Here is a 12,497-nt window from a genome sequence, read left to right as displayed (position 1 = left end):
GCTGGTCTGGTGCGACGCGGGATTGGAAATTGAAGGACGAGGTCTGGCTGAATCCGAAACGAAATCAGGCAGAGGAACTAATGCTAGCAGCATGACTTGACGCGACATCTTTGTTGACAACTACCGACAGGGGAACACTATGTCCTTATCAAGCACTTTGACTTCATTGAATCCTCTGAGTAAAACCATTATTTGTTGCCTGATAATTGAACTACTTATCATTGCACTAATTGCGTTATTTACGCATTCACTCTTATCGTCCATCATCATCTCTTTTGGTTTTCTTGGTCCCATATCTTTTTGGCTTGGGCCAGTAATACTTGAAATTTTCAAACAAAAAAAGAATCGCACTTGAATTCGATTTGAGTGGGTTTGCGGCTGCATGCTGACAAAAAGATTTAGTCTCCGGAAATGCCTCTAGTTATTGATTAACAGAGGGGATTAGCACAAATGCTGTTTATTGGGACTTATAAATTGGCGCGCTATAAGCGTATGTCGGCTAGTAGATATGCTCAGTAGATGCCGTTATCAAAGCCAATTCTAATGTCCTCAGATCCTCTTTATTACTTTATTTTTACATCATTATTGATCCGTAAAACGATCGCACTTCGTAGAGCCAAGCCGGGTGTGGCCCGGCGGCCACTTACTTTTCTTTGCTTCGCCAAAGTAAAGTAAGCAAAAGAAAGGCGACGCTGACTTTGCCCTGCGGGTGCCGTCACTACGTGTCAGCACAATTTGTGCGTCACGTAAAACGGGAAAGTGTCGAAACTCGCTGCGCTCAGACAACGACACTTTCTGATCCGTTTTCCGTGACGCACAAATTGCTTTGTCTAAAGCGGTGACAGTCAAAAGCGATATTGCCATGGATATGGATATTCAGTCGTAGTGCTAGAGCAATCTACCAAGTTGATTCAAACGCAATAGTAGCGTGGGTTACACCCTGCCTCGTGTAATTTACGACGTATTGGTCAATGAAGGACTTAGCACTAACGCCGCTTATTACATATTAGGATTTATAATTTGGCGCTTTAACAGTGTGTGTCATTTAGACATAACTTATCAGCCATGTCTCTTCATCGTTATTTTGCATTTGTATTTTTCATTCTCTTGCCAACGATCAGTCATGCCGCGGAAAAAGAAATGGGCAATGCAATCTAGACTATTAGCGGGATCTATAGCAGCATCTATATACATGAAGCAGGTCACGCCTTGTTCTACGATGCATTTGGCGCCACAGACATTTCTGTCGCGGTGCCTCGCCCTGGTGGTTCGATATTTAGCGGCGTAACGCGCGCTACGGAGCCAGATGCCAGTTTTAGTCAAACGCAGATGCAATTGATTGCGGCGTCAGGTTTGGTGACTTCGGCATTGGTCGGGGAAATCGTTATTCAAAAAAAGGGACTTCACAATTCGCCCTATGCGCAAAGTGTTCTCGGTACTTCCGTGATATCAAATCTTCTTCATGTCACTACCTATTACACACATGTACGTGGAGAAAATGGCTACACCGGAAACGACATTGATATGTACGAACAAGCAGGCGGAAACCCACATATTCTCTCTGCGGGATTGCTCACATATTCTCTCTGGTCACTGCATCGGATGAAAAAGGCGAATATCCCGTTGTTTTACGTCGGCCTGCACTTTTAAATGTTGTCATACACGGTCCAATGGGCGAATACAATCGGCGCCCTTATGAGGCGTGATAAGGCCTGAATAGTTTGGGCGGGTTGTTCCCGTCTTGCATGTATGAATTTTTGTCGAAAAAAAACCCAGTAAAGAACCGGGTATTTTTTTGTACTTAGCTTTGCTTTTTCTTGCGCGCAGTGGCTAAGCCGGCCATCCCTAATCCAAACAGCAATAAAGTTGCAGGTTCTGGAACATTTGCATCAGTTACTATGTTATCAAAAGCCAAGTACCCATCGTTTGGCGCAGAAGACACCGTAACTGAAGTCACATTGGTCAAATTGTCGAATGTAAAGGTCTGATAGCTATGGTTCAATGTGATCAAATCACCACCTACAGAAACAACCCACGATGGATCAGACGTATACCAACTTAGACCGGCATCCAATTGGTTAAGAGTAAATTCTCCACCGCCTACTTTCGTAATCGTAAACCCACCGTGGTAACCAACGATGAGGTTTTCAGTTCCATTATTTGCTCCGCCGCCGCCCGGTGCCCAAGCGTAGGTGTTAGTACCGGTAAATTGGAAACCTCCAGAAGTAAATGAGGAACCTGGGTTACCGGAAATATCGTTAAATGTCACCACATTTGCTGAAGCGCTTAAAGGCATCAATGCAAGCAAACCAAATGATGCGAAGGTCGCTAAAATTGTAATCTTTTTTACAATATTCACATTATTCTCCAGAGTAATTTAAAATTAGTAGCTATGTGCTTTAAAGCAGCACGAATCGTACCAGCTCTTCAAAAATTAAATTATCTTAATAAATTCAATGAGTTAAGAATCTCAACGAATAAGGTGAGTTCTTTAATGTAAAAAATATCGACAGGTTTCAGCACCTAAGACAAAATTTTGCACAGGAGAAAATGAAACCGTGTGGCGCAGTAATATGATTGAATCCGGCTCGCAAACATGGGCCATCGAACACGTGGCTTGGACAACACACCGTGTTCTGATCGTAAGAGCATGCCGGGGTCTACAAAAGGATCAGCGCCATCGTTCAATGGGCAATTATCGATAATAGCGCTATTACCGTTACTACCACCAATACCAGCGTTCAGCACGGTAATGAATGAGAGTGCATAGCAACGTTGTAAGCGCTTTACCAGCAAATCAGGTCAGCGTGTATTCTTGTCGTCTGTAGAAACTGCTCCGTCAGTAATAGAATCACATGAAACAAACACTGCGCTATACTCCGCAACCAAAAAAACAGATGCTTTAGCAACTTGTATTTCTATCACCAGAATTGCGTGCTAATATATTTCTCACAATCATCATTTGTAATACAAACGATCTCCGTCTCAGGTAACACGCTAACTAGCCAAGAAAGACCACCATGAATGCATTCACCGACGTGTCTCCCGTTTTCATTCCCATCATCGCACTCCTCATCCCTATCGTCGGCATCATCGCATCAGCAGTTTTAAAAATCGTCCGCATGCAACTTCTTCACGAAACTGTCCGCCAGTTGAGTGCGAATGGTCAAGCAATTCCACAAGAGCTGATCAATAAGCTGGTTGATACCAACAAAAACTAAAATCTAAGATCCTACTTACCATTACGCCGAGTCGTCGTTTTAAGCGTGTCAGAAAACAGCTTCAGATCAACCGCATCAGCAATCGCGCGATAACCTGCGTCATTGGGATGCGTGTGATCACCGCTATCAAATTCCGGAGCGAGTTGCGCAGGTCGGTCAGGTGAGGCTAGTACGCGATCGACATCAATCACGGCATCAAAAGCCGCTGACTGACGTATCCAGGCATTGAGCTCTTGTCGCATTTTTTCGCCATTGGCGCTGTGACCGATAATGCCGACAGTGCCCCCGTTTGGCAGAATCGTTGCACCCCATACTTTCAAGCCCTTTTCATGCGACCTGTTAATCAAGCTGGTCATTCCCTGAATCAGTTGCGCCACCGTGACCTTATCCTTGGAAGAATGCAGCACATTCGCAGCGCTGATGTCATTGATACCGCCAAACACCATGACCCATTTAACGCCCGGCTTGGACAGCACATCGCGCTCTAGTCGTGTCAGCATACTTGGTCCGACAAACGGCTCCACACCATCGTTCAGAATTCGATTACCACTGATGCCCGCATTCAGAACAGCGATGGAAGACAGCCTGGCTTCGGCATGTAAGCGTTCAGCGAGAATATCCGTCCAGCGTGCATTCTTATCGTTCGTCGAACCGACACCATCGGTAATTGAATCCCCAATCACGACAATCGCATGTCCATCACGCGCTCCCGATACTTCAATATCTGCTAAAAAATAGCGGCTGTCGTCTTTTTCTGGCTGGGGTAAATCAATCGCCGCGGTCACGTCCTTTTCTAGTACCGAATACACGGTTTGCATGCCAGTTCCATGCTGTGTAGATGCGATAATCCCTGACGGCAGGAACATACTAATTGCCAGTTCCTGCAACGGCGCAATCGTCATGTCGATGGGATCACTCAGGACAGTTTCGCCAACAGGAATCGTGATACGAGGCTTACGACTAAACGTAACCACATGATCACTCCCTGGTGTGATCGCGGCACCATTGGTATGCGTTGCCAGATGGATCGCGCCCAGCTCGAGCGGTTCTTTGCCATATTGGTTCGAGAGACGGATGCGGACACGTTTTACACCGATACTGGACCGTATCACCTGTCTGATCGTTTGCGCCTTCAGTGGCGGACCGACCTGATCTGGAGCGGCCATCCAAGTACCGACCCATTCGCGATCGTTGGTGGCCCATGAGAGTGAGGTGGTCAATAACAAGCAAGTCACGATGCATCGTGTCGCAAAAAGGCGCGTTCTACGCAGTAGTGTCGTTTGCTGAGCCATGGTTGATGCTTGCCTTTTCACGTCGGTCGGAAAGTTGCCAGAATAACAGATAGGACACTATTTTTTTAATAGGGCGGCGACAACGTAGGGTAATGCTTTGCAGACAGGCATAAAAAAACCGCGACCTCGATCGCGGTTTTTTAGAATGACACTATCAGCTTATTTTTTACGCTGTGGTGGCAAGTCGGTACAGACGCCTTTATAGACTTCGGCAGCCATACCAATGGATTCACCGAGAGTTGGATGTGGGTGAATCGTTTTACCGATATCCACTGCATCAGCACCCATTTCAATCGCCAACGCAATTTCACCGATCATATCGCCCGCATGGGTGCCAACGATACCACCGCCCACAATACGTTTGGTTTCCGCATCAAAAATCAACTTCGTGAAGCCTTCGTCACGGCCATTTGCTACTGCACGACCAGAAGCCATCCATGGGAACAAGCCTTTTTCAACTTTCAGACCTTTAGCTTTAGCTTCATCTTCGGTCACACCTACCCATGCTACTTCTGGGTCAGTGTAAGCGACAGAAGGAATGACAGAAGCATCAAAGTAGGCTTTTTCGCCTGCTGCTGCTTCGGCAGCCACATGTGCTTCGTGCACTGCTTTATGCGCCAGCATTGGTTGTCCGACCAGATCACCAATTGCAAAAATATGCGGTACGTTGGTACGCATTTGTTTGTCGACGTTAATGAAACCACGGTCAGTCACAGCCACACCTGCTTTATCTGCAGCGATTTTTTTGCCGTTCGGGCTACGTCCGACCGCCACTAACACCAGATCGTACAATTGCGGTGCCGGTGCTGTTTCGCCTTCGACGGCAGCTGCAAAAGTGACTTTGATGCCTTCTGGGAGTGCTTCAACGCCAACCGTTTTAGTTTTCAACATGATGTTGTCAAAACGTTTTTCGTTGAACTTCTGCCAGACCTTGACCATATCCCGGTCAGCGCCTTGCATCAGGCCATCCATCATTTCGACGACATCAATACGCGCACCGAGTGTGGAATAGACCGTCGCCATTTCCAGACCGATAATGCCGCCACCGATGACCAACATACGTTTTGGTATCTGACGCAATTCCAACGCGCCTGTACTGTCAACGATACGTGGATCAGTTGGAACGAACGGCAAGTTCACAACAGAAGAACCCGCTGCGATGATCGCTTGTTTGAACTGCACCACTTTTTTGGTGCCGTCGGCGGCGGTCACTTCGATATGATAAGGGCTGAGGAACTGACCAACGCCTTGAACGATATTGACTTTACGTGCTTTTGCCATACCAGCTAAGCCAGTCGTCATTTTTTTGATGACGCTTTCTTTGTAGCCGCGCAGTTTGTCGATATCGATGCTTGGTTTTGTAAAGCTCACGCCAAGTGCTTCCATGTGCGAGGTCTCATCGATCACCGCTGCCACGTGCAACAGTGCTTTGGATGGAATACAACCCACGTTCAGGCAGACGCCACCGAGTGCCGCATATTTTTCGACCAGCACAGTATTGAGACCCAGATCAGCCGAACGGAACGCTGCTGAATAACCTCCGGGACCCGCACCCAGAACCATCATGTCGCATTGCACATCGACCTGACCAGTGTAGCCAGACGCCACCGGTGCTGGCGCTGCAGGTGCGCTTGCGGAAGCAACGGCAGCTGGTGCAGCCGCTGGAGCTGCCGGAGCTGCAGTAGCTGTAGCACCCGCCGCTTCCACCAGCAATAACAACGAACCTTCGGCAACTTTATCACCGACTTTGACTTTCACTTCTTTGACCACACCTGCATGACTAGATGGAATTTCCATACTTGCCTTGTCAGATTCCACTGTAATCAATGACTGATCAACTTTAATGGTATCGCCTACTTTGACCATCAATTCAATGACTTCCACTTCTTTGAAATCACCGATATCTGGCACTTTAACTTCAACGATGCCAACGACTGCCGGAGCAGCTACTGGCGCTGCCGGTGCAGATACTGCTGCAACAGGTGCTGGTGTGGAAGCTGGCGCGGCGGCAGAGGTCGGCGCAGCAGCACCGCCTTCTGCTTCCACGATCAACAACAAGCTACCTTCGGCGATTTTATCACCGAGCTTGACGCGCAATTCTTTGATCACACCTGCATGACTGGAAGGGATTTCCATACTTGCTTTGTCGGATTCGACGGTAATCAAAGACTGATCAACCTTAATGGTATCGCCGACTTTGACCAGCAACTCAATCACTTCGACTTCTTTAAAATCGCCGATATCCGGGACTTTGACTTCAACTGTACTCATCGCATGCTCTCCAATCACAGCAAGGTTTTACGCAGATCAGCCAGAACATCCGCCAGATATGCAGTAAATTTCGCAGCCATCGCGCCATCGATCACGCGGTGATCGTAGGACAAGGACAGTGGCAACATCAGGCGTGGCACGAATTGTTTGCCGTCCCAGACTGGTTTCATGCTGGATTTCGACAAGCCCAGAATAGCGACTTCAGGCGCATTGATAATCGGTGTGAATGCAGTACCACCAATACCACCCAGAGAAGAGATTGTGAATGTCGCGCCTTGCATATCGGCTGGCTTGAGCTTGCCATCGCGCGCTTGTGCGGACAATTCGCCCATTTCAACAGCGATCTGCGACAAGGTTTTTTGATCCGCATTTTTGATGACAGGAACTACCAGACCGTTCGGTGTATCCGCCGCAAAACCGATGTTGTAGTACTGCTTCAGAATCAGATTTTCGCCCGTCGCATCGAGGGACGCATTGAATGCTTTGAATTTTTTCAAGGCAGCAACGCTGGCTTTGATTACAAACGCCAACATGGTTAATTTAACGCCAGATTTAACCAATGCATCATTCGACGATTTACGGAAGTCTTCCAGACCAGTAATGTCTGCTTCATCAAATTGCGTCACGTGCGGGATCATGACCCAGTTGCGGTGCAGATTTGGGCCACTGAGTTTTTTGATGCGCGACAGCGGCAGCAATTCAGTAGACCCAAATTTGCTGAAGTCCAATGATGGCCAAGGCAATAAATCCAGACCTGCGCCGCTACCATTTTTAGCCACTGGTGCTGCCACCGCAGCCACGGCGGTGCTACCTGCCATGATGCCTTTAACAAAATTTTGTACGTCTTCTTGCGTGATACGGCCTTTTTGACCAGAGCCAGCAACACGGCTCAGATCAACACCTAATTCACGCGCAAACTTACGGATAGATGGTGACGCATGTGCCTTGCCTGCGCTGGCAGTCGCAGCCGGCGCAGTCGCTGACACAGCAGGAGCAGCGGCTGGTGATGGTGCTGGTGCTGGTGCTGGTGCTGGTGCTGGTGCTGGTGCTGCTGCAACTGGAGCGGCAGCAACTGGCGCCGCTGCGGCAGGGGCGGCTGCAGGCGCTGGGACTGCAGCAGGTGCAGCCGCGCCAGCAGTGGCTTCAACCAACACCAACAAAGAACCTTCAGCAACTTTGTCGCCAACTTTAACTTTAATTTCGGTAATGACGCCGGCATGGCTGGAAGGAATTTCCATACTTGCTTTGTCAGATTCTACAGTGATCAATGACTGATCCACTTTGATGGTATCGCCGACTTTGACCATCAGTTCAATGACTTCAACTTCCTTGAAATCACCGATATCTGGTACTTTGACTTCAATTGCGCTCATAAAATAGCTCCGTTTACGTTTCTTTCGTAGGGTGCGCACCACAGCGCACCGTTCCAGGATGCAATCGTGCGAGGGCGTGCGGTGCAGCCCTCGCGCATGTTTTACACAGTGACCGGATTCGGTTTGTCTGCGTTGATACCGTATTTCGTAATGGCTTGTGCTACCACGGAAGCGGACAAGGCACCTTCATCAGCCAATGATTTCAATGCAGCGATCACCACGAAGTAACGGTTCACTTCAAAGAATTCACGCAATTTTTCACGTGAATCGGAGCGACCGAAGCCATCTGTACCCAGAACCTTGTAACTACGGTCTTTAGGAATAAACGCACGAACTTGTTCTGCAAATGTACGCATGTAATCTGTCGATACCACGATAGGACCTTGTGTATCTTTCAGGCATTGTGTGATGTACGGCAAACGTGCTGTTTCGGTTGGGTGCAACATATTCCAACGTTCTGCATCCTGACCATCACGTGCCAGCAATGTGAAGGATGGTGCTGACCAGACGTCAGCCGCAATACCCCAGTCACTTTCCAACAATGCAGCAGCAGCGACGACTTCACGCAAAATCGTACCGGAGCCCATCAACTGCACACGGTGTTTTGTTGTTTGTGCAGATTGTTGCAACTGATACAGACCTTTGATGATGCCTTCTTCCTGACCTGGTTTGATACCTGGGTGGCTGTAGTTCTCGTTCATCAATGTGATGTAGTAGAACACGTCTTCTTGCTCTGTCACCATGCGGCGCAGACCGTCATGAATAATGACTGCCACTTCATGCGCAAACGTAGGATCGTAAGGAACGCAGTTTGGAATCGTCGAAGCCAATACATGGCTATGACCATCTTCGTGCTGCAAGCCTTCACCGTTCAATGTCGTACGACCAGCAGTACCACCCAATAAGAAGCCACGTGCACGCATATCGCCCGCTGCCCATGCCAGATCGCCGATACGTTGCAGACCGAACATCGAGTAGTAAGTGTAGAACGGAATCATGACGCGATTGTTGGTCGAGTAGGACGTTGCTGCCGCAATCCATGAGCTCATACCACCCGCTTCATTAATACCTTCTTGCAGAATCTGACCGGCTTTATCTTCACGGTAGTACATCACCTGGTCTTTATCGACTGGTTCATACAACTGACCAACCTGGCTGAAAATACCGATCTGACGGAACAGACCTTCCATACCAAATGTACGGGATTCATCCACCATAATTGGCACCACACGCTGACCGAGGCTGCTATCGCGCAACAAGGCTGTCAGGATACGTACATAAGCCGCTGTTGTGGAAATTTCACGGCCTTCTGCCGTTGGTTCCAACATTGCCTGGAATGCTGACAACGCAGGTACCACCAAAGCCTCATCGGCTTTTTGACGACGTTGTGGCAGGTAGCCGCCTAATGCAGCACGACGTGCATGCAAATATTGCATTTCTGGTGTGTCATCCGCAGGTTTGTAGAACGGAATGGATGGCAGATCAGCGTCAGCGATTGGCAACTGGAAGCGGTCGCGCATTGCTTTGATCGCTTCATCATCCAGTTTTTTGGTGTTGTGGGCTGTGTTACGTGCTTCACCCGACTTACCGAAGCCGAAACCTTTAATACTCTTTGCCAGAATGACAGTTGGCTGACCTTTGTTTTCTTGTGCCACTTTAAATGCAGCATAGATTTTGTGTGGGTCATGACCACCACGAGTCAGGCGCCAGATATCGTCATCCGACATTTTGCTGACCATTTCCAGCAATTTTGGATGTTTGCCGAAGAAATTTGCGCGAACATAGGCGCCATCTTTGGCTTTGTAGTTTTGATATTCACCGTCAACGGTTTCCATCATCACTTTTTGCAGGATGCCTTCCTTGTCTTTTGCCAGCAGCTCATCCCAGCCTGAGCCCCAGATGACTTTGACGACGTTCCAACCTGCGCCACGGAAATCCGATTCCAATTCTTGAATGATCTTACCGTTGCCACGGACAGGACCGTCCAGACGTTGTAAGTTACAGTTCACCACAATCACCAGGTTATCCAGTTGTTCGCGACCAGCCATACCAATCGCACCCATGGATTCTGGTTCATCCATCTCACCGTCACCACAGAACGCCCAGACTTTACGTTTTTCTGTGTCAGCGATACCACGTGCGTGCAAGTACTTCAAGAAACGTGCTTGATAGATCGCCATCAATGGGCCAAGACCCATGGAGACAGTTGGAAACTGCCAAAAATCAGGCATCAATTTTGGATGCGGGTAGGAAGACAAACCTTTGCCATCCACTTCGCGGCGGAAATGCAATAACTGCTCTTCAGTCAGACGGCCTTCCAAGAAAGCGCGGGCATAGATACCAGGAGAAGAATGACCCTGGATGTAGAGCAAATCGCCGCCATGTTCTTCGGTCGGTGCGTGCCAGAAATGGTTAAAACCAATACCGAGCATATTTGCCAATGAAGCAAAACTGGACAAGTGACCACCGAGGTCGCCATCGAGACGATTGGCTTTCACCACCATTGCCATCGCATTCCAGCGCATCATGGAGCGCAGTTTTTCTTCGATTTCCAGGTTACCAGGGCAATGTTCGCCTTGGTCAGCAGGAATTGTGTTCACATACGCGGTATTACTAGAGAACGGAATATGCGCACCGCGACGACGCGCCAAATCTACCATGCGCTCCATCAGGTAATGAGCACGTTCTGGCCCTTCGTTTTCAATCACTGATTCGAGTGCGTCAAGCCACTCATTGGTTTCCATAACATCAGGATCATTGACGGCTTGCGCCAAAACTTGGTCTATCTGGGGTGACATAAAAAGGTCTCCTGTTAGTGCGCTTTTTGAGTTAATTGCGCGGTGGCACATCGACAAATATAGGCATTACTTTTCTTAGTGTAGGTATTCTAACAGGGGTTTTTTAATTTTCCAAATAGCGATATGCGTTTTCATATTATGAAATACTGCTGCTATGCAGAATATTTTCATTATTTTTTTTCTATTGCAAATAAAGGCAACGATTTTATTAACATTGCAATGCAATATATTCAAAATATATGTTTGTTTTTCATCAAAAAAACTCTGACTTTATCGCAACAGGTATGTCGAAAATTCATAAAAATCTAAGAAAGCAGACCTAGTTTATTAGCAATTATTTAATTAAAACAGCTAATTTTCCCGCCATATTGATGCCCTGAACGTTAATAATTGTTCAAATTTAAAAAGCAATCCATTGAATACTTGATTAAATACTGCATGAAGTAATCTCTTATTTAATCGCTTATTTAATCCCTTAATTTATCTCTTAAATGACCACTTAAATGACCACTTAAATGACCACTTAAATGATCTACATCATTTAATTCATCCGAAATACACGCTCGAAAACCCGTTGAATACCCATTCTGTCCCAACCAGAAGAAAAACTTGGTCGAGTTGATCAACTTGCGGTCTATGCATTTCAGTGCATCCCTTATAATCATGGTTCTTCCTGTTTTTTACCCATCGCTATCATGACTGCACAAATCATCAACGGAACCCTCCTCTCCCAACAACTACGCGCCGACGTCAGTCAGCGTGCTGCCGCATTAACGGCAAAAGGCAAACAGCCAGGCCTGGCGGTGATACTGGTGGGTGAGAATCCAGCCTCACAGGTGTATGTACGTAATAAGGTCAAAGCCTGCGAAGATTGCGGTTTCTATTCAGTGTTAGAAAAATACGATGTGGAACTGAGTGAAGAAGCATTGCTGGGACACATTGATCGTCTGAACAACGACCCAAAAATCAACGGCATTCTGGTACAACTGCCATTGCCAGCACATATCAATGCCAATAAAGTCATTGAAGCAATTGCCGCTGAGAAAGATGTTGATGGCTTCCATATCAGCAATGCAGGGTTGCTAATGACAGGTCAACCGCTGTTCCGTCCCTGCACACCATACGGCGTGATGAAAATGCTGGAGTCCATCGACTATCCAGTCCGCGGTGCTAATGCTGTCGTAGTTGGCGCATCAAATATTGTCGGTAAGCCACAAGCGATGTTACTCTTGCAAGCCGGTGCAACCGTCACCATCTGTAATTCCAAGACCCGTGACCTTGCTGCACACACGCGCAATGCTGACATTCTGGTTGTTGCCACAGGTAAACGTAATATCGTCACTGCTGACATGATCAAACCTGGCGCTGTCGTCATCGACGTTGGTATGAATCGTGATGATGAAGGCAAACTGTGCGGCGACGTTGATTTCGTACCAAGTAAAGAAGTCGCGGGTTACATTACCCCAGTACCAGGTGGCGTTGGTCCGATGACGATCACCATGTTGCTGGTAAACACGATCGAAGCCGCCGAAAGAATTTAAT

The 12,497-nt window shown here is 47.7% G+C and carries 9 protein-coding genes; 3 read left to right on the top strand and 6 right to left on the bottom strand.

The features are described from left to right. Window positions 1–582: 582 nt before the first annotated feature. Window positions 583–864, bottom strand: a complete 282-nt coding sequence (locus ACO0K1_RS07865; protein ID WP_423024432.1) for a hypothetical protein — start codon at window positions 862–864, stop codon at window positions 583–585. Between the two features lie 345 nt (window positions 865–1,209). Between ACO0K1_RS07865 and ACO0K1_RS07860 the strand changes: the two genes are divergently transcribed. Next, window positions 1,210–1,650 (top strand): hypothetical protein, encoded by a 441-nt coding sequence (locus ACO0K1_RS07860; protein WP_423024431.1) that lies wholly within the window; start codon window positions 1,210–1,212, stop codon window positions 1,648–1,650. A 151-nt stretch (window positions 1,651–1,801) separates the two neighbouring features. Here the strand turns inward: ACO0K1_RS07860 and ACO0K1_RS07855 are convergent, their stop codons facing one another. Continuing rightward, window positions 1,802–2,359, bottom strand: a complete 558-nt coding sequence (locus ACO0K1_RS07855; RefSeq protein ID WP_423024430.1) for a PEP-CTERM sorting domain-containing protein — start codon at window positions 2,357–2,359, stop codon at window positions 1,802–1,804. A gap of 661 nt (window positions 2,360–3,020) precedes the next feature. Between ACO0K1_RS07855 and ACO0K1_RS07850 the strand changes: the two genes are divergently transcribed. Beyond that, window positions 3,021–3,221: a hypothetical protein gene (locus ACO0K1_RS07850; RefSeq protein ID WP_423024428.1), complete on the top strand. Its 201-nt coding sequence runs from the start codon at window positions 3,021–3,023 to the stop codon at window positions 3,219–3,221. An 11-nt stretch (window positions 3,222–3,232) separates the two neighbouring features. On the opposite strand, the gene ACO0K1_RS07845 is transcribed toward ACO0K1_RS07850, so the two are convergent. From ACO0K1_RS07845 to aceE, 4 genes are all read right to left on the bottom strand, one after another. Next, window positions 3,233–4,456, bottom strand: coding sequence for an SGNH/GDSL hydrolase family protein (locus ACO0K1_RS07845; protein ID WP_423024427.1), 1,224 nt, complete (start codon window positions 4,454–4,456; stop codon window positions 3,233–3,235). Between the two features lie 216 nt (window positions 4,457–4,672). Beyond that, window positions 4,673–6,784 (bottom strand): dihydrolipoyl dehydrogenase, encoded by a 2,112-nt coding sequence (gene lpdA / locus ACO0K1_RS07840; RefSeq protein WP_423024425.1) that lies wholly within the window; start codon window positions 6,782–6,784, stop codon window positions 4,673–4,675. A 14-nt stretch (window positions 6,785–6,798) separates the two neighbouring features. After that, window positions 6,799–8,157: a dihydrolipoyllysine-residue acetyltransferase gene (gene aceF, locus ACO0K1_RS07835; protein WP_423024423.1), complete on the bottom strand. Its 1,359-nt coding sequence runs from the start codon at window positions 8,155–8,157 to the stop codon at window positions 6,799–6,801. A gap of 101 nt (window positions 8,158–8,258) precedes the next feature. Next, window positions 8,259–10,955: a pyruvate dehydrogenase (acetyl-transferring), homodimeric type gene (gene aceE, locus ACO0K1_RS07830; protein ID WP_423024421.1), complete on the bottom strand. Its 2,697-nt coding sequence runs from the start codon at window positions 10,953–10,955 to the stop codon at window positions 8,259–8,261. Between the two features lie 695 nt (window positions 10,956–11,650). Between aceE and folD the strand changes: the two genes are divergently transcribed. Then, a complete protein-coding gene (gene folD / locus ACO0K1_RS07825; protein WP_423024419.1) occupies window positions 11,651–12,496 on the top strand; it encodes a bifunctional methylenetetrahydrofolate dehydrogenase/methenyltetrahydrofolate cyclohydrolase FolD in 846 nt (281 codons plus the stop codon). Window position 12,497: the final 1 nt, after the last annotated feature.

The sequence above is a fragment of the Undibacterium sp. SXout20W genome, assembly GCF_049340285.1.
Classification (GTDB): Bacteria; Pseudomonadota; Gammaproteobacteria; order Burkholderiales; family Burkholderiaceae_D; genus Undibacterium.
Note: the sequence above shows the minus strand (reverse complement) of the source record. Positions and strands in the feature narration are given on the sequence as shown.

Bases quoted from the DNA above. Each gene is read 5' to 3' on its own strand.
- aceF (WP_423024423.1), bottom strand. From the start codon at position 8,157: ATGAGCGCAATTGAAGTCAAAGTACCAGATATCGGTGATTTCAAGGAA.
- ACO0K1_RS07865 (WP_423024432.1), bottom strand. From the start codon at position 864: ATGGCAATATCGCTTTTGACTGTCACCGCTTTAGACAAAGCAATTTGT.
- folD (WP_423024419.1), top strand. From the start codon at position 11,651: ATGACTGCACAAATCATCAACGGAACCCTCCTCTCCCAACAACTACGC.
- ACO0K1_RS07850 (WP_423024428.1), top strand. From the start codon at position 3,021: ATGAATGCATTCACCGACGTGTCTCCCGTTTTCATTCCCATCATCGCA.
- aceE (WP_423024421.1), bottom strand. From the start codon at position 10,955: ATGTCACCCCAGATAGACCAAGTTTTGGCGCAAGCCGTCAATGATCCT.
- lpdA (WP_423024425.1), bottom strand. From the start codon at position 6,784: ATGAGTACAGTTGAAGTCAAAGTCCCGGATATCGGCGATTTTAAAGAA.